At 53.9% G+C, this 23062-nt stretch carries 21 protein-coding genes; 12 read left to right on the forward strand and 9 right to left on the reverse strand.

Features of this window, described 5'->3' with window-relative positions; all coding sequences use genetic code 11:
• Nucleotides 1–4: 4 nt before the first annotated feature.
• The 7 genes from lptB to mgtE all read left to right on the forward strand — a co-directional run bounded on the left by lptB (nt 5) and on the right by mgtE (nt 5743).
• Complete coding sequence (gene lptB / locus E6C74_RS11055; protein WP_136485095.1) at nt 5–730, forward strand: LPS export ABC transporter ATP-binding protein; 726 nt, start codon at nt 5–7, stop codon at nt 728–730.
• A 50-nt stretch (nt 731–780) separates the two neighbouring features.
• Entirely contained in the window at nt 781–2259 is a 1479-nt protein-coding gene (locus E6C74_RS11060; RefSeq protein ID WP_136485097.1) for an RNA polymerase factor sigma-54, read from the forward strand.
• A gap of 23 nt (nt 2260–2282) precedes the next feature.
• Nucleotides 2283–2570 (forward strand): ribosome hibernation promoting factor, encoded by a 288-nt coding sequence (gene hpf, locus E6C74_RS11065; RefSeq protein WP_136485099.1) that lies wholly within the window; start codon nt 2283–2285, stop codon nt 2568–2570.
• Between the two features lies 1 nt (nt 2571).
• Complete coding sequence (gene ptsN, locus E6C74_RS11070; protein WP_136485101.1) at nt 2572–3024, forward strand: PTS IIA-like nitrogen regulatory protein PtsN; 453 nt, start codon at nt 2572–2574, stop codon at nt 3022–3024.
• 8 nt (nt 3025–3032) lie between these two features.
• Nucleotides 3033–3893 carry an RNase adapter RapZ gene (gene rapZ, locus E6C74_RS11075; protein ID WP_136485103.1) on the forward strand — a complete coding sequence of 287 codons (861 nt, stop codon included), beginning with the start codon at nt 3033–3035 and terminating at the stop codon, nt 3891–3893.
• A gap of 9 nt (nt 3894–3902) precedes the next feature.
• Nucleotides 3903–4181 carry an HPr family phosphocarrier protein gene (locus tag E6C74_RS11080; protein WP_136485105.1) on the forward strand — a complete coding sequence of 93 codons (279 nt, stop codon included), beginning with the start codon at nt 3903–3905 and terminating at the stop codon, nt 4179–4181.
• 203 nt (nt 4182–4384) lie between these two features.
• Nucleotides 4385–5743 (forward strand): magnesium transporter, encoded by a 1359-nt coding sequence (gene mgtE / locus E6C74_RS11085; protein ID WP_136485107.1) that lies wholly within the window; start codon nt 4385–4387, stop codon nt 5741–5743.
• Between the two features lie 104 nt (nt 5744–5847).
• Here the strand turns inward: mgtE and pmbA are convergent, their stop codons facing one another.
• Nucleotides 5848–7191 (reverse strand): metalloprotease PmbA, encoded by a 1344-nt coding sequence (gene pmbA / locus E6C74_RS11090; protein WP_136485109.1) that lies wholly within the window; start codon nt 7189–7191, stop codon nt 5848–5850.
• A gap of 109 nt (nt 7192–7300) precedes the next feature.
• Between pmbA and yjgA the strand changes: the two genes are divergently transcribed.
• Nucleotides 7301–7828: a ribosome biogenesis factor YjgA gene (gene yjgA, locus E6C74_RS11095; protein WP_136485112.1), complete on the forward strand. Its 528-nt coding sequence runs from the start codon at nt 7301–7303 to the stop codon at nt 7826–7828.
• Between the two features lie 72 nt (nt 7829–7900).
• On the opposite strand, the gene thiQ is transcribed toward yjgA, so the two are convergent.
• The 5 genes from thiQ to mpl form a co-directional block, all read right to left on the reverse strand.
• Entirely contained in the window at nt 7901–8614 is a 714-nt protein-coding gene (thiQ, locus tag E6C74_RS11100) for a thiamine ABC transporter ATP-binding protein (RefSeq protein WP_136485114.1), read from the reverse strand.
• A complete protein-coding gene (thiP, locus tag E6C74_RS11105) occupies nt 8598–10217 on the reverse strand; it encodes a thiamine/thiamine pyrophosphate ABC transporter permease ThiP (RefSeq protein WP_136485503.1) in 1620 nt (539 codons plus the stop codon). The genes thiQ and thiP overlap by 17 nt, the downstream gene beginning before the upstream one ends.
• A gap of 5 nt (nt 10218–10222) precedes the next feature.
• Nucleotides 10223–11215 (reverse strand): thiamine ABC transporter substrate binding subunit, encoded by a 993-nt coding sequence (gene thiB / locus E6C74_RS11110; protein ID WP_136485116.1) that lies wholly within the window; start codon nt 11213–11215, stop codon nt 10223–10225.
• Nucleotides 11216–11512: 297 nt separating this feature from the next.
• Nucleotides 11513–12136, reverse strand: coding sequence for a flavin prenyltransferase UbiX (locus tag E6C74_RS11115; protein ID WP_168797017.1), 624 nt, complete (start codon nt 12134–12136; stop codon nt 11513–11515).
• Between the two features lie 45 nt (nt 12137–12181).
• On the reverse strand, nt 12182–13552 hold the full coding sequence (gene mpl, locus E6C74_RS11120; protein WP_136485120.1) for a UDP-N-acetylmuramate:L-alanyl-gamma-D-glutamyl-meso-diaminopimelate ligase: 1371 nt from the start codon (nt 13550–13552) through the stop codon (nt 12182–12184).
• Between the two features lie 254 nt (nt 13553–13806).
• Between mpl and fbp the strand changes: the two genes are divergently transcribed.
• Nucleotides 13807–14817, forward strand: coding sequence for a class 1 fructose-bisphosphatase (gene fbp / locus E6C74_RS11125; protein ID WP_136485122.1), 1011 nt, complete (start codon nt 13807–13809; stop codon nt 14815–14817).
• Nucleotides 14818–15058: 241 nt separating this feature from the next.
• Entirely contained in the window at nt 15059–15589 is a 531-nt protein-coding gene (gene ppa, locus E6C74_RS11130; RefSeq protein WP_136485124.1) for an inorganic diphosphatase, read from the forward strand.
• A gap of 52 nt (nt 15590–15641) precedes the next feature.
• On the opposite strand, the gene E6C74_RS11135 is transcribed toward ppa, so the two are convergent.
• Genes E6C74_RS11135 through E6C74_RS11145 form a run of 3 tightly spaced genes read right to left on the reverse strand, consistent with a single transcriptional unit; the run spans nt 15642 to nt 21499 of the window.
• Nucleotides 15642–15989: a gamma-glutamylcyclotransferase gene (locus E6C74_RS11135; protein WP_136485126.1), complete on the reverse strand. Its 348-nt coding sequence runs from the start codon at nt 15987–15989 to the stop codon at nt 15642–15644.
• Nucleotides 15990–16028: 39 nt separating this feature from the next.
• Nucleotides 16029–19787: a translocation/assembly module TamB domain-containing protein gene (locus tag E6C74_RS11140; RefSeq protein ID WP_136485128.1), complete on the reverse strand. Its 3759-nt coding sequence runs from the start codon at nt 19785–19787 to the stop codon at nt 16029–16031.
• The gene (locus E6C74_RS11145) at nt 19784–21499 is read right to left on the reverse strand and encodes an autotransporter assembly complex family protein (protein ID WP_136485130.1); all 1716 of its coding nucleotides are present in this window, start codon (nt 21497–21499) and stop codon (nt 19784–19786) included. Before E6C74_RS11145 ends, E6C74_RS11140 begins: the two co-directional genes overlap by 4 nt.
• A 176-nt stretch (nt 21500–21675) precedes the next feature.
• Between E6C74_RS11145 and msrA the strand changes: the two genes are divergently transcribed.
• Both msrA and E6C74_RS11155 read left to right on the forward strand, forming a co-directional pair.
• Entirely contained in the window at nt 21676–22305 is a 630-nt protein-coding gene (gene msrA, locus E6C74_RS11150) for a peptide-methionine (S)-S-oxide reductase MsrA (RefSeq protein WP_136485132.1), read from the forward strand.
• Nucleotides 22306–22428: 123 nt separating this feature from the next.
• Complete coding sequence (locus tag E6C74_RS11155; RefSeq protein ID WP_136485134.1) at nt 22429–22980, forward strand: YtfJ family protein; 552 nt, start codon at nt 22429–22431, stop codon at nt 22978–22980.
• The last annotated feature ends 82 nt before the right edge of the window (nt 22981–23062 follow it).

Genomic DNA, 23062 nt, shown 5'->3' on the forward strand with positions numbered 1-23062 from the left:
GACTATGGCAACACTTAAAGCAGAACATTTAGCCAAGAGCTATAAAAAGCGTAAAGTGGTCTCCGACGTCAGCCTTAAGGTTGAATCCGGTCAGATCGTCGGACTGCTCGGTCCGAACGGTGCGGGTAAAACCACCTCTTTCTACATGATTGTAGGCCTGGTTGCACGTGACGAAGGGACCATCAGCATCGATGAACAAGACATCAGCGTGCTGCCTATGCACAGCCGTTCACGGCTCGGTATCGGTTACCTGCCACAGGAAGCTTCCATCTTCCGTAAGCTGTCGGTGGAAGACAACATCATGGCTGTGCTGCAAACGCGGGAAGAGATGACCCGTGAAGAGCGCCAGGATAAACTGGAGGATCTGCTGGAAGAGTTTCATATCCAGCACATTCGCCACAGTGCCGGTATGGCATTGTCCGGTGGTGAACGCCGCCGAGTGGAAATCGCCCGAGCGCTGGCCGCCAATCCGCAATTTATCTTGCTCGACGAACCGTTTGCCGGGGTTGACCCGATTTCGGTTATCGACATCAAAAAAATCATCGAACATCTGCGTGATCGCGGTTTAGGCGTGCTGATCACCGACCACAACGTCCGGGAAACCTTGGATGTGTGTGAAAAAGCTTATATTGTGAGTCAGGGCCGCTTAATTGCGGAAGGCACACCACAGGAAGTGCTCGACAACGAGCAAGTGAAACAGGTTTATCTCGGCGAACAATTCCGTCTATGATTAACATAGATTGAGATCAATCCTAACAAAAACAAGGCAGTCAATACTGAATGAAACCCTCATTACAGCTCAAGCTAGGTCAGCAGTTAGCCATGACACCCCAGTTGCAACAGGCGATTCGTCTGCTGCAACTATCGACGTTGGATCTGCAACAGGAAATTCAGGAAGCGCTGGAATCGAACCCGCTGCTTGATGTTGAAGAGTCGATGGAAGAGTTCGCGGCACCGTCTGAACCCGAGCCCCATCGTGAGGAAAAAGAAGCCAGTGCTGATGTTGCCGAACCTGAACCTCAGGACAGCTCAGAGCTGATCGAAAAATCGGAAATCAGCTCAGAACTGGAAATCGATACCACCTGGGAAGATGTCTACAGTGCCAATACCGGCAGCACCGGTATTTCTGTTGACGACGATGCGCCTGTTTATCAGGGCGAAACCACCCAGTCACTGCAGGACTATCTGCTGTGGCAGCTGGATCTCACGCCGTTTAGTGAAACCGACCGCACGATTGCAATGGCGCTGATCGATGCCGTCGACGACTACGGTTACCTGACCCAGTCACTGGAAGAAATTCTGGAAAACTTTACCGGCGAAGAGATTGCCGGTGAAGCGATTGAGCTGGGTGAAATTGAAGCGGTCAGAAAGCGGGTTCAGCAGTTTGACCCGCTGGGTGTGGCGTCCGTCAACCTGCAGGACTGCCTGCTGCTGCAACTGGCCACCTTTCCGGCAGAGACCCCTTGGCTGGACGAAGCCAAACTCCTCCTGTCTCAGTACATCGACCTACTTGGCAACCGCGATTACAAACTCATTCTGAAAGAGACTAAACTCAAAGAGGAAGAGTTACGTGAAGTGCTGCAACTGATCCAACAACTGGACCCGCGTCCGGGCAGCCGGATTGCCACCGAGCATGCGGAGTATGTCATTCCCGATGTGTCGGTGTTTAAAGAACATGGCAAATGGATTGTGACCATCAATCCGGACAGCGTGCCAAGACTCAAGATCAACCAGCAGTACGCCGATATGGTGCGCGGTAACAATGCCGACAGCAACTATATCCGCAGCAATTTGCAAGAAGCGAAATGGTTAATTAAGAGTCTGGAGAGCCGAAACGAGACGCTGCTCAAAGTTGCCAAGTGCATAGTTGAACATCAGCGTGATTTCTTCGAGTATGGTGAAGAAGCCATGAAGCCGATGGTTCTTAATGACGTCGCGCTGGCGGTGGACATGCATGAATCAACCATTTCTCGTGTTACCACACAGAAATACATGCATACCCCACGTGGCATATTCGAATTGAAGTACTTTTTTTCCAGCCACGTCAGTACCGACAACGGCGGAGAATGTTCATCTACCGCGATTCGAGCTCTGATCAAAAAACTGGTCGCTGCGGAAAACCCAGCCAAACCATTAAGCGACAGTAAGATCGCGGCCCTACTCGCTGATCAAGGGATTCAGGTAGCAAGACGTACTATTGCTAAGTACCGGGAATCCTTGGGTATTTCCCCATCGAGTCAGCGCAAACGCCTGCTATAAGGCCTAACTGAGAAGGAAAGTCTATGCAAATCAATATTCAAGGCCATCACATTGAACTTACCGATTCAATGCAAGACTATGTTCACTCTAAATTTCAAAAGCTTGAGCGATTTTTCGACCATATTAATAACTGTCAGGTGATTTTACGTGTTGAAAAAACGCGCCAAATCGCTGAAGCTACGCTTCATATTAACCAAGGAGAAGTCCACGCCACTGCGGAAGAAGATGTTATGTACGCAGCGATTGATGGCCTGGTGGACAAACTCTCTCGTCAACTCAACAAGCATAAAGAAAAGCTAAGTAGCCACTAACATGCAATTAAGCGAAGTACTTTCACTGGACTGCACCAAGAGTGCAGTCCAGTGTTCTAGCAAAAAAAGAGCGCTGGAAATCATCAGTGAGATAGCCGCCCTGCACACAGGTCTGAACGCCACCGAGTTGTTCGAATGTATGCTGAGCCGCGAGAAAATGGGCAGTACCGGTATCGGTAACGGCATTGCCATCCCTCATGCCCGTATGACTGCCAGCGACGAAGCGGTTGCGGTGCTGCTGCAGTGCGAAGAGCCGATTGAGTTTGACTCTATCGATAACCGTCCGGTCGATCTGCTGTTCGCTCTGCTGGTGCCGGAAGAACAGTGTAAGCAACACCTGAAAACGCTGTCGTCGATGGCTGAACGCCTGAATGACAAGCAGACTCTTAAACAGCTGCGTGGCGCCAAAAGCGATCAAGAGCTGTACAGTATCATGGTCAACCAACCTCAATAGGTCTCACCATGCGTTTAATTGTTGTGAGTGGTCAATCCGGAGCCGGAAAAAGTGTCGCGCTGCGGGTACTGGAAGATCTCGGCTACTACTGTGTGGATAACCTGCCGGTCAGCTTGCTGGACGCCTTTATTCACTCAGTCCAAGGCAGTCAGCAGAATGTTGCGGTCAGCATTGATATCCGCAACCTGCCGAAAGAGCCGGGCCTGGTTGATGATGTCCTCGACCAGCTCAAACAAAACAATGATGTCAGCGTGCTGTTTCTTGATGCCAGTAAACAGACACTACTCAAACGCTACAGTGAAACCCGCCGCATCCATCCATTGTCGCTGAGCGAAAGCAAGCCCACCCTGGATCAGGCGATTGAGATGGAAATCCAGTTACTGGCACCGCTCAAAGAGCGCGCCGATCTGGTGCTCAACAGCAGTGACCTGTCACTGCATGAACTGAGTGAAACAGTCAGACGCCGTATCGAAGGACGTGAACGCAAAGACCTGGTGATGGTGTTTGAATCCTTCGGTTTTAAATACGGCCTGCCGAGCGACGCTGATTACGTGTTCGACGTGCGTTTTTTACCTAACCCGCACTGGCAGCCGGACTTAAGACCATTGACCGGTCTTGATGCACAAATCAAAGCGTTTCTGGAAAGTCACAGCGATGTGATGGAGATGAAATATCAGATCCAGAAGTTTATCGAACACTGGTTACCCCTGCTGGAAAAAAACAACCGCAGCTATCTGACCATAGCGATCGGCTGTACCGGCGGCAAACACCGCTCGGTCTACCTGACCCAGCAGCTGGGCGAATATTTTGCCGAAATGGGGCATCAGGTTCAGATCCGCCACACCTCGTTAGAAAAAAATCGCTCATAAGGAGCAGACATGCCACAAGCTTGCCGTACTGTTCTTATCCAGAACCGTCTTGGTCTTCACGCCCGTGCCGCCATCAAACTGGTCGAGCTGGCGCAATCTTTTGATGCCGTGCTCACCATTCAGAGTCAGGATGGCAAAGAAGCCACCGCCGACAGCGTAATGGGACTGCTGATGCTGGAATCCGCTCAGGGCCAGAATGTCACCATCTGCGCGGAAGGCTCACAAGCTGAGCAGGCGCTGGATGCCGTCTGCCATCTGATCGAAGACAAATTTGAAGAAGATGACTGAATGTCTGGTGCGGATACAACGCCTGTTAACAAGTAAATGCCTGTTACCAAGCAAACCTCTGCCCCGATGACACTTTGTGCCACACAGAAAGAAGTTTCATTAACCAAACTATCGGCTGACGATTAATAACTTCTTATTAAATAAGACATAAAAGTACGATATTATTCAAAATATTGTCACCATTCACAGATTAGGGGGAAGCTATGGCAGAGCAGATTGAATTTGACCAAGCTCACCTCACCCTCCAAGAGATCACCGAAGCGCTGGAAAACGGCCGCTTTGTCCATGTTCGTCGCCAACTGCAGGACATGGAACCCGAAGACATCGCCAACCTGTTAGAAGCCTCGCCACGTAAAGCACGTGACGTACTGTGGCAACTGACCGACCCGGAAGATTATGGTGAGATCCTCGACGAGCTGAGCGAAGACGTCAAAGATGCGCTGGTGTCCAAAATGGCACCAGAAAAACTGGCGGAAGCCACTGAAGGCATGGACACCGACGATGTGGCCTACGTTCTGCGTAGTCTACCGGACGGGCTGTCACGGGAAGTGCTGGCCCAGATGGATGCCGCCGACCGCTTACGGGTCGAAACGGCGCTCTCCTATCCGGAAGATACCGCCGGCGGCCTGATGAACACCGACGTTATCACCATTCGCGGTGATGTCGACGTCGACGTGGTATTGCGTTATCTGCGCATTCGCGGCGAACTGCCGGCGGCGACAGATGCATTGTACGTCATTGATGATGAAAGCCGCCTGATTGGCCATCTATCGCTGACCACGCTGATCACCACCCAGCCGGATGTTCCGGTCAGTGAAGTGATGGACGACGCAGACGAAGCGATTCGGGTCGATACCAAAGACTCAGACATCGCCAGTCTGTTTGAACGGCGTAACTGGGTTTCGGCGCCGGTGGTGGATGAGAATCAGCACCTGGTCGGCCGGATCACCATCGATGACGTGGTGGACGTGATTCGTGAAGATGCCGAACACTCGATGATGAGTATGGCCGGTATGGACGATGACGAAGATACCTTTGCACCGGTGTTTAAATCGGCTCGCAAGCGCAGCATCTGGCTTGGTGCCAACGTGCTGGCCGCACTGGCCGCCGCTTCCGTGTCCAACATGTTTGAAGCCACGCTGGAACAGATGGCGGCAATCGCGATTCTGATGACCATCGTCCCTTCAATGGGCGGGGTGGCCGGTAACCAGACGGTTGCGCTGGTGATCCGCGGCCTGGCTCTGGGTCATATCGGTGACAGTAACCGGCGTGAACTGCTGCTTAAAGAAGCGGCGATCGGCCTGCTGAACGGCATCACCTGGGCACTGATCATCGGTGCGATTGTCGTCGCCTGGAAAGGGGAATGGCTGCTAGGCGGGATTATTTCCGCGGCTATGCTCACCAACCTGCTGGTGGCCGGCATCGCCGGAGTGACGATTCCGGTAGTGCTGAAGAAAATGAATATCGACCCGGCCCTGGCGGGAGGGATGGCACTGACCACCGTGACGGATGTAGTCGGTCTGTCGGTCTTCCTTGGCCTGGCGACCCTGTTCATTACCTGATGTTCATTACCTGATCATGCTTACCGGATAACCGGCCATAAGGTTATCAACCAAGCAACAAAAAAGCGCTGACCTCAGGTCAGCGCTTTTTGCTTCGGGGCCGTTTATTCACCCGCCACCTTCATGGATTCGATCAGCATCGAACCGGTCTGAATCTGTGAGCGGGTTTCAGTATCACTGCCCACTGCCACAATCTGCTGGAACATGGTTTTCAGGTTACCGGCAATGGTAATACCGGAGACCGGATACTGAATCTGGCCGTTTTCAACCCAGAATCCCGCCGCGCCGCGCGAGTAATCACCGGTGACCACATTGACACCCTGCCCCATCACTTCGGTGACTAACAGGCCGGTACCCAGCTCTTGCAGCATCTGCTCAAAGTCCTGGCCGGTGTGCTTCACAAACCAGTTGTGGATACCACCGGCATGGCCGGTCGGCGTCATCTTCATCTTGCGGGCCGCGTAGCTGGTCAGCAGATAACTGGCCAGAACACCATCGGTAATGATTTCGCGATCTTCGGTCTTCACACCTTCACTGTCAAACGGGCTCGAAGCCAGTCCGCGCAGTACATGCGGACGCTCAGCAATATTGAACCACGACGGCAGGATTTGCTCACCCAGATGATCAAGCAGGAACGACGCTTTGCGGTACAGGTTTCCGCCACTGATCGCCATCACCAGATGGCCCATCAGGCCCGTCGCCACATCAGCAGCAAACATCACCGGATAGTGGCCGGTTTTCATCTTGCACGCATCAAGACGCGATACTGTCTTCTTTGCCGCTTCCAGACCCACCGCTTGCGGTGACCACAGATCATCAATATGGCGCGCCACGGTGTAGCTGTAATCACGCTCCATCTCACCATTTTCACCAACACCAATCACGCAGCAACTGATGCTCTGGCGGCTGGACGCATAACTGGCGAGCATACCATGGCTGTTACCATATACTTTAACGCCGTAGTGGCTGTCGTAGCTGCCGCCGTCACTCTGTTTGATTTTCTTGCTGTAGGCCAGCGCAGCCTGCTCGGCTTCAATCGCAATACGCGCCGCTTTGTCCGGATTCGGCTCATCCGGATGGAACAGATCCAGATCCGGCACATCCTGTACCATCAACTCTTTCGGGGCCGGGCCGGCAAACGGATCTTCCGAAGTGAACTGTGCAATATCGAGCGCCGCCAGCACCGTCTGCTGAATAGCCTTCTCACTCAAATCCGACGTTGATGCGCTGCCTTTGCGCTGTCCGCGGTAAACGGTAATGCCCAGAGCACCGTCACTGTTGAATTCCACGTTTTCCACTTCGCACATGCGGGTCGAAACGCTTAAACCTGTGCTTTTGGTAATGGCGACTTCAGCGGCGTCAGCCTGAGCTGAAGCCATGTCGAGCGCTTTTGCAACGGCAGCTTCAAGCTCGGCTCGTTGCGCAGCGACTTGCTGTTTTACATCCATATCTCATCCAACTGTTGCGCTTTAATCTGGTTAGGATAACAAGAATTTCGCTTTCTCCCCACGATTCTTGCTAAAATAGCAGACATAAATAACTCATTAGTGAATGAAGATGGCGCGTAAGAATCAAAAAGCCCCTTGGGAAGATGAAGAAGAAATCATCTTGGTCAGTAAGACCGAGCTGAAAAACGATATGATTGAACTGCAAAAGCTCGGTGAAGAGCTGGTGGCTCTCAAACCTTCTGCTCTGGCAAAATTCCCGTTACCTGACGATCTGGCCGAGGCAATTAAAGACGCACAGCGCTTTAAAAATGAAGCGCGCCGTCGTCAACTGCAATACATCGGTCGCCTGATGCGTAATATCGATCCTGAGCCACTGCAAGCGGCGCTGGATAAATTACGTAACAAGCATTCTCAGTCCAGTGCCGTGCTGCACAAACTGGAACAGCTGCGTGATCGTGTGGTGGAAGAAGGCGACAGTGCGATTGAGGACGTGATGGAAATGTACCCGGAAGCGGATCGTCAGCGTCTGCGCCAACTGGCGCGTCAGGCGAAAAAAGAGAAGCAAGCGAATAAAGCGCCGAAAGCGTCGCGTGAGATTTTCCAGGTTCTGAAAATACTCAACGATCAACCGTATTAAACGAGCGAGCGCATTATTAGCGGCTTGTGATGTAATCAATGCAAAGAGGTTGGCTGATGCCAACCTCTTTTTTTATTCGCCGGCACGGACAAATGCCGCCAACGGCGGATGCGGATGGTTGGCGGTCAGCTCGCCAATCGGAGCCATACACTGCACCTGTCCCTCAGCCATAAAGGCAAAATGCGAAGCGATCGCACGCGCATCACTAAGATGGTGAGTCACCATCAATACGGTAATGTTACGCTCAGCGGCCAGGCTGCGGACCAGGTTGAGCATCTCTTCACGCAGCACAGGATCGAGGGCAGAAAACGGCTCATCCAGCAACCAAACCGGATTGGGCTGCACAAAGCAGCGTGCCAACGCCACCCGTTGTCTCTGCCCGCCGGATAATTGCTCCGGTAGCCGTTCCAGCAGATGCCCGACCCCGACCATTTGCGCCGCCTGAGCCACCTGCTGCTGCTGAATCTGACTCAGCTTCAGCCCCGGATGCAGGCCGAGACCCACGTTCTCGCGTACCGTCAGATGCGCAAACAGATTGTGCTCCTGAAACAACATCGAAAACGGGCGCTGAAATGGTGCCAGACCAATCACCGAGCTCATCAGCCCGGCTCCGGCGCGAATATCGCCCAGGTCCGGGTCGATAAATCCCGCCACCAGACTGAGCAAGGTCGATTTACCAGCTCCGCTCGGCCCCATCAGGGCGACGATGCTGCCCTGTTCGACCGTCATTTCAAAGTGAAACCATTCGTTCTGGTATTCATAACGTACATTATCCAGCACTAACATGCTTCTCTCCGTGTCTGGCCTTTATCAAGCGGCTGTGGAACAAACGCTCGATCAAATAAAACAATCCAATACTCAGCAGCAGCATCACCACAGAGACCACGCCAGCCGCTTGCATCTGGTAGCTGCCCAGCAGCTGATATAAATAGAGCGGCAAAGTACGAAACTCCTGACTGCCGAACAGGGCAATCGCACTCAAATCGCCCATCGAGAGCAGAAAACTGAGGGTAAAGGCGTAAGCCAGCGGCTTGCGCAGCGCGCGCAATTCGACCAGACGCAGACGCTGCCAGCCCTGCATGCCGAGACTGGCACACAAAAACTGGTATTGCTGTGCGACCTGCAACATCGGCTGACTGAGGTTTTTTACCACATACGGTAGCGCCATGAGGGCATTGACCGCCACCACAATCCAGTACGCCAGGCTGAACACATCGGTCAGATTACGCAGCAGCAGAAACAGACCGGTACTGATCACCAGACCCGGCGTAACCAGAATAATGGTTCCGATCAGTTCAATCGAATTGGCGCGGCGTGGCTGATAGTGCAAACGCCAGTGGCGGCTGGTCAGCACGATACTGATCCCGGCCAGCAGCGCGAGAGAACTCGCCAGTGTCGCCACCTGCAACGATGCGCCGAGCGCAGACCAGAATGGCCCGCTGCTCAGCACCGGCCACAGCTTGCTGTTGAGCCCGCTCACCACAACCATCAGCAGCGGTGGCACCACCAGTAACAGCGCCAAGCCAATCCATAACGCATCCCAGCCGCGCGCCAGGCGTGAATCCGTCAGCCACTGCCGGTCAGACCAAGCGCCCGTGCTGACAGGTAACGGGCGAGATAACCGTTGCAGCGCCAGCGCCAGCACGCCACACAACAGCATCTGCCACAACGCCAGCAGTGCACCGGTCTGTAAATCAAAATCAAACTTGATCGCCTGATAAATCGCCAGCTCGATAGTGGTCGACTTCGGCCCGCCGCCCAGCGCCATTACAGTGGCAAAACTGGTGAAACAGAGCATGAATACCATGCCGCTGACATTAGCCAGTTGCTGGCGCATACGCGGCCACTCCACCCACCTGAATTTATCCCAACCGCTCATGCCAAGATGAGCACATAACTTATGCTGCTCGGCCGGTATACTCTCCAGACTGTGCAGCAACAACCGGCACGCATACGGCAGATTAAAAAACACGTGCGCCAGCAGGATGCCGCTCAGGCCATAAATCGAAAACGGCATTTTTATCTGCCATTGCTGCAGCCAGTCTGCAATCCAGCCACTTTTGCCGTATATCGCCAGCAGGCCAAACACGCCAACCAGCACCGGCAGCACCAAAGTACTGGCAAACAAGCGCAGCAGCAGCGCCCGGCCGCGAAAGCGACGCCGGCTCAGCGCATGAGCAACCGGGATCGCCAGGCCGACACTGAGCAGGGTTGACAACAACGCCTGGTAAAAGCTGAACCAGGTGACATGGCGATAATAAGCATCGCCCCAGATTTGACTGAGCTGTAATTGCGGGGCCTGCCACAACAAAGCGGCCAGCGCACAAAACACAAAGGCCGCGACCAGCGCCGCGACCCAAAGACCGGTTTTAGGAACAGTAACTTGCATCAGGATCAGAACGTCAGCGCGTTTTGCCACTCACGAATCCAGCTTCTGCGCTGGGCGGCAACCTGTTCCGGCGTGAAGGCCAGCGCCTTGTCCGGCACGGTCAGCGTCGAAAAACCGTCCGGCAGCGTGACCGCCGTGGCCGGATACATCCAGTTATGGGTCGGGATCACCGCCTGGAATGCATCGCTGAGCATAAATTGCAGAAACTCATCGGCCAGTTTCGCCTGAGGTGAGTTTTTGACTTTCGCCGCCACCTCAACCTGCATGTAATGGCCTTCAGTGAAGTTCGCCGCCGCATAATGATCATCTTGTTCAGCGATCAGGTGATAAGCAGGCGAAGTGGTGTACGACAGCACCATATCGGCTTCACCCTCTAAAAACATGGAATACGCTTCCGACCAGCCCTTGGTCACCGTCACCGTTTTGTGTGCCATCTGCTGCCACGCCGCCCCAGCCTGGTCTCCATAGACCGATTTCATCCACAGCAGCAAGCCCTGTCCTGGTGTCGACGTGCGCGGGTCCTGATAAATCACGCTCAGGTCATCGCGCTGCTCAACCAGCTCTTTCAGGCTGGCGGGCGGATGGGCCAGCTTCTGTTTGTTATACACAAACGCAAAGTAACCGTAGTCATAAGGCACAAAGGTATCGTCATGCCAGCCGTTTGGCAGGGTCAGCGCCGAGGTATCCACCGCGTGTCTGGCCAGCAGACCCGTCTGTTTGGCTTCCGTCATCAGATTGTCATCCAGCCCGAGGACAACATCCGCTTTAGTGTTACTGCCTTCCAGGCGCAGCCGGTTTAGAATCGACACGCCGTCATCCAGCGTGACAAAATTGAGATCGCAGCCGCAGCGGGCTTCAAAGGCTTGTTCCACCGCCGGACCCGGTCCCCATTCAGAGGCAAACGAATCGTAGGTGTAGACGGTCAGCGTTGGCGTGGCGGCCAGTAAGGCGCCAGAATATAAGGTTGCCACAGCAACCGCAGTATGAGTGATGTTCAAGGCTCGCTCTCCTCATTGAGCGGCACAGGCTTGAGGGGAGGATGAGGTCAGTCCGGAGTCCGGTATCGCAAACCCTGCTCAATTCCTACGCCAGCATTATCTGGTTCAGGTGTCTAACCACATCCCTGGCCTGCGGGTACGAGTGACGCACAGGCAGCGGAGTTTGTGACTAATGCGGGTCCCAAGCCTGGCTTGATCTCAGCGCCACGACGGTGCAAATAATCCTATTCACGCCGACAATGGTAAGCTCCCCGATGAGTGGTTGCGATTGTATGTCGAATTGCGTTAAAAAGCGACTCACACGCGCTGATCGTAGCCCCAGCGCGCGACCAGTTTCTGCTCAATGCCGAGATGGTCCAGAATGCGCGCCACCATAAAGTCGATCAGATCCTCAATCGACTGCGGCTGATGATAAAAACCGGGCGCCGCCGGCATGATGGTGACGCCCATTTGCGACAGTTTATGCATGTTTTCCAGATGCAGGGTTGAGAACGGTGTCTCGCGCACCACCAGCAATAACTGGCCGCGCTCTTTGAGCACCACATCAGCAGCCCGCTCGATCAGGTTATCCGACATGCCATGCGCGATAGCAGCGACACTACCGGCCGAGCACGGACACACCACCATCTGTTTCGGTGCCGCTGAACCCGATGCCACCGGAGAAAACCAGTCTTCCTTGCCGCACACCACCAGTTTATCCGCATTGCAGCCGAGGTGTTCGACCAGCGCCTGTTTGGCCGCATCCGGGCCTGATGGTAACTTGAGCCCGTGCTCGGTTGCCAGCACCACCCGCGCCGCTGAAGAGATCAGCAGGTAAACGGTGTAATCGGCTGCCAGCAGGCACTGCAGCAGACGCAGTCCGTACGGTGCGCCGGATGCGCCGGTCCAGGCTAAAGTGATGGCTTTGTTGTCTGTTGTCATAATGATTATATTCGTCTGTTATCCTTGATGAGACGCCCGGGCTGATTAACCGGCCGCACACTCGCGCTGTTCCAGAGCCGCCAGCAACTTGGCATGAATGCCGTCAAAACCACCGTTACTCATCACCAGAATCTGATCGCCCGGCTGCGCTTCTGCGGTAATCTGGGCGACAAACTGCGCCATATCAGTGCCGACATGCGCCGCTTGGCGACACTGCTCGGCAACCTCCTGCACCGACCAGGAGAGATTATCCGGCTGGAACAGATAAACGGAATCAGCTTCGTCCAGCGAAGCCGCCAGCGTCTGTTTGTGCACGCCCAGTTTCATGGTAGCCGAGCGCGGCTCTAGCACCGCAATGATTTTCGCGGTACCGACTTTATTACGCAGCCCGCCCAGCGTCAGCTTAATCGCGGTCGGATGATGAGCAAAATCGTCATACACCGTCACAGCGTTCTGTTCGCCTTTCAGCTCAAGACGACGTTTGGTATTGATAAAGCGACCCAGCGCTTCACAGGCCAGATCGGCCGTTACGCCGACATGACGCGCCGCAGCAATCGCCATCAGGGCATTACTGACGTTGTGATCGCCAACCAGATCCCACTGCACAGTGCCCACCAGCAGCCCCTGGAACAGAACCTCAAACTGGCTGCCATCCGGCTGCAGTTTATGCGCCTGCCAGTCACTCTGCTCGCCGCTGAACTCGGTTTCACTCCAGCAGCCGCGACTGAGCACATCCTGCAGCGCTGGATCCTGACGCGGAGCAAGAATGCGGCCATTACCTGGCACAGTGCGCACTAAATGGTGGAATTGTCGCTTGATCGCTTCCAGATCATCAAAGATATCCGCATGATCGAACTCAAGGTTATTCAGGATCAGAGTGCGGGGATGGTAGTGCACAAACTTAGAACGCTTATCGAAAAAAGCACTGTCATATTCGTCCGCTTCGACCACAAAAAACATGCTTTCGCCCAGCCGGGCGGAAATTCCGAAGTTGCCCAGCACACCGCCAACCAAAAATCCGGGCTGATAACCACAATCTTCCAGAATCCAGGCCAGCATACTGGAAGTGGTGGTTTTGCCGTGCGTACCGGATACCGCCAGCACCCAGCGATCATGCAAGAGAAAATCCTGCAGCCATTGCGGGCCGGAGGTGTAGCGCAAATTGTGGTTCAGCACATATTCGACACACGGATTACCACGACTCATGGCGTTACCCACCACCACCAGATCCGGTCTGGGCTCAAGTTGCGAAGGGTCAAAACCTTCAATAATTTCAATACCCTGAGCTTCAAGCATGGTACTCATTGGCGGATAAACATTGGCATCACTGCCGGTCACTTTATGCCCCAGCTGACGCGCCAGCATAGCGACGCCGCCCATAAACGTACCGCAGATCCCCAAAATATGAATATGCATAAACCTGGCCTCATGACGATTGGTTACTGCGCTCCATTATCCTGATTCGCATCAATAAAGCGAGCCTCCCACATCAGGGCAGTGTTATTTTCAAAAAAGTTAAGTAAATTGAGATCTGCGTCTGTTACTTCATTACCCAAAAAAAATCCCACCCCGTACACTCCATGCTAGCGCCAGTGTAAATAAAGGTCCCCCATAAGAGCCTCGCCACTGTGCAGCGATAACTCCCCCAAAATTAGTGTTAAGGAAACAACATGTCTGAAATGCAGACCCTTGGTGAGTTCATTGTTGAGAAGCAACATGACTTCCCCCACGCAAGAGGTGAACTCTCTTCCCTGCTGGCCTCAATTCGCCTGGCGGCAAAAATCGTCAACCGTGAAATTAATAAAGCCGGTCTGGCCGATATTACCGGTGCATCCGGTCAGGCCAACATTCAGGGCGAAGAGCAACAGAAGCTGGATGTGTACGCTAACGAAAAATTTAAAGCGGCACTGGAAGCGCGCGATCAGGTGTGTGGTGTCGCCAGTGAAGAAGAAGATGAAGCGGTAGCGTTTAACAAAGAACTGAACAAAAACGCCAAATACGTGGTGCTGATGGATCCGCTGGACGGTTCATCCAACATCGATGTTAACGTCTCAGTCGGCACTATTTTCTCGATTTACCGCCGGATTTCCCCGGTAGGCGGACCGCCAAGTGCAGAAGACTTCCTGCAACCAGGCCATAAGCAAGTGGCGGCCGGCTATGTTATCTACGGTTCATCCACCATGCTGGTGTACACCACAGGTAATGGTGTCAACGGCTTTACTTACGATCCGTCCATCGGTTCGTTCTGCCTGTCGCACGAAAACATGCGCATTCCTCAGGATGGCAACATCTATTCCATCAACGAAGGTAACTACATTCGTTTCCCGACCGGCGTGAAAAAGTACATCAAGTATTGCCAGGAAAATGAGCCGGCAGACGGTCGCCCGTACACCTCGCGCTACATCGGCTCTCTGGTGGCAGATTTCCACCGCAACCTGCTCAAAGGCGGTATCTACCTCTACCCGAGCACCCAGAGTCACCCGACCGGTAAACTGCGCCTGCTGTATGAGTGCAACCCGATGGCATTTCTGATTGAACAGGCCGGCGGTACCGCATCTGACGGCGTCAACCGTATTATGGATCTGAAACCGACCGAGCTGCACCAGCGTGTGCCTTTCTTCGTCGGATCGAAAAATATGGTCAGCAAGGTCGAAGAATTCCTTGCCGCGAATCCGGATTAATCGCCACACAGCGTGATCGTGAGCGCCGCACCTGCGGCGCTCTTTTTTTGCCAGCCAGAAAATTCAGACAGTTAATAAAATATCGCCTTGATTTAGCATGCTTAGACTTAGGTTTACTTGGGTCTGAGCCCATTTCCGAGTAAACTCTCGGGTTTGCGGTGCGGATTTTTGCACCTTGGCGAATCTTGACTAATAATAAGTTTCGAATTTTGAAGTCCGGCTAATTGATAAGGAAACCTTAATGAGCTTAAACAATGTGCCAGCAGGCAAATCGCTTCCTGATGATATCTACGTAGTAATCGAGATCCCAGCGAACGCGGATCCAATCAAATACGAAGTAGACAAAGATTCTGGCGCTGTGTTCGTCGATCGTTTCATGTCTGCTCCTATGTTCTACCCATGTAACTACGGTTACGTGAACCACACCCTGTCTCTGGACGGTGACCCGGTAGACGTTCTGGTTCCGACTCCATACCCGCTGATCCCAGGTTCAGTAATCCGCTGCCGTCCGGTTGGCGTACTGAAGATGACTGACGAGTCTGGTGAAGACGCGAAAGTGGTTGCGGTTCCGCACACTAAACTGTCAAAAGAATACGACCACATCCAGGACGTAAACGATCTGCCAGAACTGCTGAAAGCTCAAATCACTCATTTCTTCGAGCGTTACAAAGAGCTTGAATCAGGTAAATGGGTTAAAGTTGACGGTTGGGAAGATGCTGCATCTGCACGTCAAGAAATCCTGACTTCATACGAGCGTGCACAGCAAAAATAATTTGCGCCACGCATGAAAAAAGCCAGCAAATCACTGCTGGCTTTTTTTGTGGTCAAATCCGCTGACACCAGTCACCGGATTCAATCAGCGAGTCGAGACCGCCGGTATCCTGATAGATATAAATCCACGCAGTGCCAAAAGGAGTGACCAGGCTCTCGCGCCGATATTCAACCGGCACGTCTTCCAGAATGTCCAGCTTAGCCAGTGTCTCATCATCGACCCGGTACACTTCGCCCACAATCGACTGATGGCCAGCGATCAGGCCGGGATACGGTCCCAGATCATGCAAGGCAAATACCGGCTGGGTTTCAAAACGCCCCAACAGTTCACTCTCGCTCAGGAAATGATGATTGCTCTCTCCCTGACGCAACGTCCCATATACAAACACCAGATGCTGCACAGCCTTCTCCTCATTGACAGCCAACGCCGTCCTACTGCATTAGTCAAACTCAAAGCGATACAGTATGTCGACAGCACTGTCGAGTCCGGATACCGCTTCCAGATAGAGATCCTTCAATAACCGGTAGCGGACGGTAAATTCCCCTACTGAGTTAAAAATACCCACACCATACTTGACTTGCAAGCCCGGCAGAATGTAGCCACTGACCGTGACCTGCGAATCATCCCCGCTGCCAGCGGTATCCAGTTGCAGATTCTGCACGCCGAGCTCCTCACCCAGCTGGCCAACCACCTTACCACTCTTGGCCAGACTCAGCCCGATCAAGGTCGTGGTCATCGCGTTACCACCGGTTTCAGAATCAATATCCTGGCCGCGCAACAGGTACGACAGCGCGTTAGCCTGCGGCATCGCCGGGTCAGAGAAAATCGACACATTCGGCTCATCGGCCGGGCCGGTCACCTGTACTCCGGCGGTCACATCGTCCTGGGTGTTGTCCGGGTTACGAATCGCCTTGATTGACAAATAGGGCTGATCAACCGGTCCGTTCATCAGGATCTTACCTTCCTGAATAATCAAATCCTGACCAAACGAACGGTACTGACCATCGGTAATATTAACCTCACCGGTCACAAACGGACCCTGATCTTTCTGGCTGACATTAAGCTGTCCCACCAGACCAGCTTCGAGGCCAAAGGCGCTCAGTTTGAAATCATCGCCAATCGAAATGCTGACATTAGTTTCGACATTAAACGGCACGGCCGTTTCATCGCTGATGGGCTGCTGATTTTCATCCACCAGCACCTGATCTTTCGACACCCCGACAGCACTCGGCGGCAGCTCTTCCACTACAATTCTTCCCCACGGCAGCGCGATATGACCACTGATTTGGGCCAGTTGCGGCTGCATAGCCAGATTGAGATCCGGCACCACTTTCATCTTCACCATCGGCGGCATATCCACCAGCAGCGATTCTGCGCCGACATGGGCATTCACCCGCCAGTCATCCATCTGCTGCCAATCGGCGTCACCCGTAATGTCCAGTTGACCATCCGGAGTCTGGATCGCAGCATTCAGGCCCGCCTGATAGCCGTTGAAATCCAGATTAACTTCACCGGACTGGACCTCAACCGGCGCAATGTCGCCCTGCACTACAATATCGCTGACGGCGAAGCGACCGTACACTTTCGGATGCAGCAGTGGTCCGTTGAAGGTCAGATCCGATTGTAATGTCGACTTAACCTGACTGTATTCACCGATTAAAGGAGCGAGGAAATCAAGATTAAAGCGGGTCAGAGTCAACGCCCCTTCCATCTGCCGATCCTGACTGGTGACATCGGCTATCGATACCTGACCACTGACATCACCGTTATCAGTCACATCCAGTTGCCAGTCAGCCTGCAATTGATTGCCCTGCAGTTTGGCGTTAATTGCCACCTGATCCCAGCCAAGATGTACGGTTTCGCCAGCCTGCTGCTCGACATAACCCGCCGGCATACGCAACGATGCATCGACCTGCGGCGCTTTATTGGCTGACCAGCTCACTTGGGCATTCGCATCCAGTGCCCCTTTGAGCTTGGTTTCCTCCGGCAGTAAATCTTTAATCTGCTCAAACTCAAAGCCTCGCAACGAGACTTGCGCGCTGCCCTTTTCTCCCACTTGCGCCGGTTTATCAAGGCACAGCGATGCCCCCGCCTGCTGCCAGCAGTGCGCTGCAATGGTCGCCTGCTGAGTATCAATATTGGCGTTGACTGCCGTGGCCTGATTGAGGCGCCAGCGCCCTTGCTGCGACTCAATCCACATCCGTTGTAGCTCGCCGTTCCACACCCTCTGCGGGTCCTGCAGCAACGAGCCGCGAATCGCCAGACTGGTCGCCGCCACATCCGAGTCCACATCCAGAGTCAGCTGGTGCTCAGCTTGCGAGCCACTCGCGATCAGACGGGCGGAGCGAATATGCTGCTGCTCAACGTCAATGTCATTGACCTGCAGGGTCAGATCGGCTTGGGGCTGCGGCAGTGGGCTGACATTGCCACTCAGCGTCAGATGACCAATCGTCGCCATCTGCTGCCAGGCCAGCTTGTCACCATCCAGCGCCAGTTTTATATCCGGCTGTTGCAGCGCTCCGCGCAGCAACACATCACCAATCACTTTGCCTTTCAGATCGGGCACCGATTTGGACAAATCCGGTAAATTGATCGATACGTCCATACGCCACTGCTGGTCGAGTTCACCTTGAGCAACAAGGCGGTTTGCACCATGCGCTATCGTCACACCGGGCGTTGAGACTGTAAACTCGCCCTTTCCGCTGGCATCTGCAGCGCTGAGACGACCATTAATATTGAGCGGGTAACCGGCTATGTCACCCTTGATGGCCAGTAACGGCAGCTCGGCTCGCCAGCCGCCCTGCGCCGTCAGTTGCCCCGACGTGGTCAGTTCGCCATTAATGACACCTTGCGCTTCGGGCCATTGCAGGCCGGGCTGAATATTGTCGAGTCGCAGACTGGCCTGCCAGTTAACCGGCGCATCCCAATTGGCTGTCGCCTGCCCGGTAATTTCACCGCCCAGAGTGGCTATCTTGAGCGCATCAAGACTCACCTGATGCAGGTCACCGTTGCCGGTCAGTGACAGTGTGGTATCCGGCATGCCTTGCCCTTGCAGCTGGCTCTGCACATCAAACTGATAGCCCTGCAGTGAGCCGTGCGCCTCAATACGCGGCGCCTCAACACGGTATTGCCCCTGACCGACCAGCGGCCACTGCGCCGCCAGATCGCGAATCGAGGCCGTGAAAGGTAAGTCAGCGTTTAATGGCTGCAAACTGGCCTCAATCTGCGCCCGGGCACGCTGACCCAGTTCAGCCTGCAGTTTGAGATCCGCCGCGCTGCCACTGGCCTGTAAATGCAGTGTCTGCCCCTTAGCTTCATCCAGTAACAGAGTCGACTCGAGATTTAACGCCAGCGGATAATCGCCCTGCAGGGTCGCTTTGCCATCCAGCTTGGCAGTTGCTTGCGGCATGTCGAGTTCAAGCGTGGTCACATTAACCTGAGAACGATAGGCGTCGGCCTGCAAACCAAGATGATTAATGATGACCGGCGTTGCCTGATGCAGGGTAAAATCACGCACATCAAAACGGTTCAGCTCCACCCGCAGCGGAATAATCACCTCAGGCAGAGTGATATCTTCACGGGGTTGCCCCTCTGCACCTGCGCTATTATTGACCGGCTCATCCGCCGTCTGCGCCAGTGTGACATCAATGCCCTGCCATTCAGTCCGGCCGATGGTCAGCCTGTTACTCTGAAACTGGGCCCGGGTCGAAAACTGCTGCCAGCGGATCTGGTTACCGAGCACGTCGAGATCAATATTGCTCAGACTCAGGCGGCCGATCCGAATCGGTACCGGCGTGGCAATATGAGTGACCGGCTCAGACTCTGGTGTGCTTTCGTCACTGGCCGGCGGTAATTGCGGCAATGATAACTTGAGCCCGTCAACCGCCACTTCATTAATACACACCACAGGGTCGAGCAGACAACTGGCCTGCATCGCCAGAGTCAGGTGGTCAACCCGGGCATCGATATTGAGCCCCGGATCGTTAAAACGCACCTCACTGAGGGTGAAACGCGGCAGCAAAGCCCCCTGACTGGAAGCGATGGTCAACTGAGGCAGCGCCTGCTGCGCGCCCCAAACGATCACATTCAACCCGGGTCCGGTAAATAACAGCGCAGCGATCGATAGCGTCAGCACCATGATCAACACCACCAGCGCCGCGGTCAGCCATTTGGTCCAACGTATGGCTCGTTTGATCATAACTCAGGCCCCAGGGTAAAGTGGATCTTAAAGCGATCGGCCGGATCCAAATCCAGGCCCCACGCGAAATCGAGCCGAATCGGCCCGACCGGCGAAATCCAGCGGATCCCAAAGCCGGTACCGGTTTTCCAGTCCGGCGTATCGTTAAAGGCATCCCCATAATCGACAAACAACGCACCCCACCAGTTACCGGTCAAACGGTACTGGTATTCCAGCGTGCTGGTGGCGATGTATTTGGCCCCGCTTAATGATCCGGTCTCATCGCGCGGTGAAATGGACTCATACCCGTAACCGCGCAGATTGTTATCACCACCGGCAAAGAAACGCATCGATGGCGGCAGCTTATCAAATTCCTCCGCGAAGTTAGCTCCGCCATCAAGGCGGATCAGACCACGGTGGTTACGGCCAAAGCTGCGCAGCCAGGAAGTCCCGGCCAGGAGACGCGTCACCCGGGTTTCTGAGAACAGATCCGGATCGCCGTACTCCAGCGTAACGGTCTGCTTATCGCCCCAGGTCAGCAGCGAGCCGCGCATTCGGGTCCGACTGCGGGTATAACTGATGCCAGGCAGAATGTATTGCGCCGCATCATCCAGTACACCCTGTTGGTAATCTTCCACCAGGTAACGCACAAACAGGGTGCGGTGCCAGCCGTTATCCAGCACCCAGTGCCGCTCCAGTGCAAGATTGGATTCAATACTCTGTGTGTCACGGTTATCGACATGCTTCATGCCGTACTGAATGCGATAGTACTGGCGTAACACATCATCAAGCGGAATCTTGTAGCTGGCGGTGACACTCTGCTCCGGAGCAGAAATGGAGAAACTGCTGTCGAAGCTGTGACCAAGATCGTTAACCCACGGTTTTTTCCACTTCAGTGAGCCGCGCACTCCGACGTCGGTCGAATAGCCAATACCGGTTTCGATCTGGTTACGCGCCTGCGGGCTCAAACTGACATTGAGCGGCAGTTGCCGTCCCTGACCAAGCTGCGCTAAATCTGGTGCCACCACTACCGAGGAGAACCACTCGGTATTGGACAAATTCTGGTTGTACTCCCCAACCTGAGCCACCTGATACGGGTCGCCGGCCTTAAACGGGCTCAGTGAGCGCACCCGGTTTTCATCAATCTGACTGCCCTCAATCAAGGTTTCGCCAAACTGATAGCGAATACCGCTTTTATAGTGCAGATGCACGTAGGCCAGGTTCAGAGCGGGAGAGACTTCCAGGCGGCTGGTCACGAACTCACCGTCAAAGTAGCCTTTTTGCAACGCCAGATTCCGCAAGCCGGATTTGAGGCTGTCGTACTGACTGTGATTCAAAGGCTCGCCGACTTTGAGGCCACTGCGTTCAATCAGACGTTGGAAATCCGCATCATCCTGCGCCTCGCCTTCAATCCTAATATCAACCTGCTGCAGGCGCACCACTTCACCCGGCGTGATACGCAGCGTCATTGCGGCGTTAGGCTCGGTGACTTCAAAATCAAACTCTGGATGATAATAGCCCAGCGCATTGAGCGCTTCTGTCAGCGTATTTTCCAGGCGCGACTGAAAACGCAACTGAGTTGAATAGTCGGCGGACGGAATCGAAGAGAGGTAGGCGTCGGCATTACTTTTCAGCTCCCCCTCCAAGCCCTCGATCGTGAGATCAACATCGGCGAAAGAGGCAGCAGAATAAAGCAAAGCCGGGATTAGCGCTGGTAATAAATTTCGTCTCATGCTTAAGTTAGTGGCGTTGAACAGCAGTTAAGGTTTCACTAGTTGAGAATCATACCGACTATATGCAAATACGTCTGTATGAAAAGCGTCAATTATCCGGTCTTACTGTTGAATAGTCAGGATTTAACCCACATCCTGGCTATCGTCATACCGTCAGCGAATCAAAAGGATAAATCATGTTAGACAAACAAATGATGGTTAGCGCTGAAACCGCTTTACCCGGCCGCTCTACCCCTTTGAGTGTAGATGATACCCACTTCGTTAACCAAACCAGTCTGAGTGCCGCACCGGTTAACGGCCAGCAGCAAATTCTGCTGGGCATGGGCTGCTTCTGGGGTGCTGAGCGCCTGTTTTGGCAGATTGAAGGAGTCGTCTCAACATCGGTCGGTTATGCCGGTGGTTTTACCCCCAACCCGACGTATGAAGAAGTGTGTACCGGTCTGACCGGCCACAGCGAAGTGGTACGGGTGGTGTTTGACCCGCAGGTACTGCCGCTGGAGCAATTGCTGCGCGCGTTCTGGGAACGGCACGATCCGACTCAGGGCATGCGTCAGGGCAACGATCTCGGTACTCAATACCGCTCAGTCATTTATACGTACAGTGATGAGCAACAGGCCATTGCCGAGCAAAGCCAGGCCGATTACCAGTCACTGCTCAGCGAGCAGCAACGTGCTGTGATCACCACAGAGATTGCGCCAGCCGGCCCGTACTATTACGCCGAAACTTACCATCAGCAGTATCTGGCCAAAAATCCGCAAGGTTACTGCGGACTGGGTGGCACCGGAGTGTGTTTTCCACCTCAATAAGAGACTAATCCGGCTCGACCTTTAGTCTAATCAGGTTACCTGACACGCAATCCGGTAACCTGAATTTCTCAGCCAGCCACTTTCTATGCTATATCTTTTGGTGCTCAACCAAAGGAAAATATAATGAAAAATAAAACGCTTATCGCCATACTGCTGGCGTGCTCTCCCACCCTTGTCTCTGCTCACAACCTGCATATCGGCCAAACACTGCCCGAAGTGTCGGTACAGCAATACGGTGAAGTCATCCTCAACAATAACGATACCACTTTTCAAAGCTGGAACAGCCAGCAGATGGTCGGCAAAGTGCGGGTGATCCAGGCCATCGCCGGACGCAGCAGCGCGAAAGAACTTAACCAGCAACTGATGAGCGCCATCAGCGCGGCGAAGTTCCCGGCTGAGCAGTATCAGACCACCTCGATCATCAACCAGGATGATGCGATCTGGGGCACCGGATCGTTCGTTAAATCTTCCGCGCAGGACAGCAAAAAAGAGTACCCGTGGTCCTCGATAGTGCTGGATGAAGACGGCAACGTCGCCCGGAGCTGGGCACTGCAACCGGAATCTTCAGCCATCATAGTGCAGGATAAACGCGGCCAGATCCTGTTTGTGCATGAAGGCGCGCTGGATGACAGCCAGATAGAGCAGGTGCTGCAACTGGTGCAGCGTAATCTCTGACCATAATCTCACTTGCCTCTCCGGCTGATTGTTATAGTATAACAAGGTTAGGATAACCAGCGTCGGGTCAGTCATGCCGAAA

The sequence above is a fragment of the Vibrio sp. H11 genome, assembly GCF_004804295.1.
Classification (GTDB): domain Bacteria; phylum Pseudomonadota; class Gammaproteobacteria; order Enterobacterales; family Vibrionaceae; genus Vibrio; species Vibrio ostreae.

What these genes read in the sequence shown, in the direction of transcription:
- lptB (WP_136485095.1), top strand. Translation starts at nt 5, where the DNA reads ATGGCAACACTTAAAGCAGAACATTTAGCCAAGAGCTATAAAAAGCGT.
- E6C74_RS11060 (WP_136485097.1), top strand. Translation starts at nt 781, where the DNA reads ATGAAACCCTCATTACAGCTCAAGCTAGGTCAGCAGTTAGCCATGACA.
- hpf (WP_136485099.1), top strand. Translation starts at nt 2,283, where the DNA reads ATGCAAATCAATATTCAAGGCCATCACATTGAACTTACCGATTCAATG.
- ptsN (WP_136485101.1), top strand. Translation starts at nt 2,572, where the DNA reads ATGCAATTAAGCGAAGTACTTTCACTGGACTGCACCAAGAGTGCAGTC.
- rapZ (WP_136485103.1), top strand. Translation starts at nt 3,033, where the DNA reads ATGCGTTTAATTGTTGTGAGTGGTCAATCCGGAGCCGGAAAAAGTGTC.
- E6C74_RS11080 (WP_136485105.1), top strand. Translation starts at nt 3,903, where the DNA reads ATGCCACAAGCTTGCCGTACTGTTCTTATCCAGAACCGTCTTGGTCTT.
- mgtE (WP_136485107.1), top strand. Translation starts at nt 4,385, where the DNA reads ATGGCAGAGCAGATTGAATTTGACCAAGCTCACCTCACCCTCCAAGAG.
- pmbA (WP_136485109.1), bottom strand. Translation starts at nt 7,191, where the DNA reads ATGGATGTAAAACAGCAAGTCGCTGCGCAACGAGCCGAGCTTGAAGCT.
- yjgA (WP_136485112.1), top strand. Translation starts at nt 7,301, where the DNA reads ATGGCGCGTAAGAATCAAAAAGCCCCTTGGGAAGATGAAGAAGAAATC.
- thiQ (WP_136485114.1), bottom strand. Translation starts at nt 8,614, where the DNA reads ATGTTAGTGCTGGATAATGTACGTTATGAATACCAGAACGAATGGTTT.
- thiP (WP_136485503.1), bottom strand. Translation starts at nt 10,217, where the DNA reads ATGCAAGTTACTGTTCCTAAAACCGGTCTTTGGGTCGCGGCGCTGGTC.
- E6C74_RS11115 (WP_168797017.1), bottom strand. Translation starts at nt 12,136, where the DNA reads ATGACAACAGACAACAAAGCCATCACTTTAGCCTGGACCGGCGCATCC.
- mpl (WP_136485120.1), bottom strand. Translation starts at nt 13,552, where the DNA reads ATGCATATTCATATTTTGGGGATCTGCGGTACGTTTATGGGCGGCGTC.
- fbp (WP_136485122.1), top strand. Translation starts at nt 13,807, where the DNA reads ATGTCTGAAATGCAGACCCTTGGTGAGTTCATTGTTGAGAAGCAACAT.
- ppa (WP_136485124.1), top strand. Translation starts at nt 15,059, where the DNA reads ATGAGCTTAAACAATGTGCCAGCAGGCAAATCGCTTCCTGATGATATC.
- E6C74_RS11140 (WP_136485128.1), bottom strand. Translation starts at nt 19,787, where the DNA reads ATGATCAAACGAGCCATACGTTGGACCAAATGGCTGACCGCGGCGCTG.
- E6C74_RS11145 (WP_136485130.1), bottom strand. Translation starts at nt 21,499, where the DNA reads ATGAGACGAAATTTATTACCAGCGCTAATCCCGGCTTTGCTTTATTCT.
- msrA (WP_136485132.1), top strand. Translation starts at nt 21,676, where the DNA reads ATGTTAGACAAACAAATGATGGTTAGCGCTGAAACCGCTTTACCCGGC.
- E6C74_RS11155 (WP_136485134.1), top strand. Translation starts at nt 22,429, where the DNA reads ATGAAAAATAAAACGCTTATCGCCATACTGCTGGCGTGCTCTCCCACC.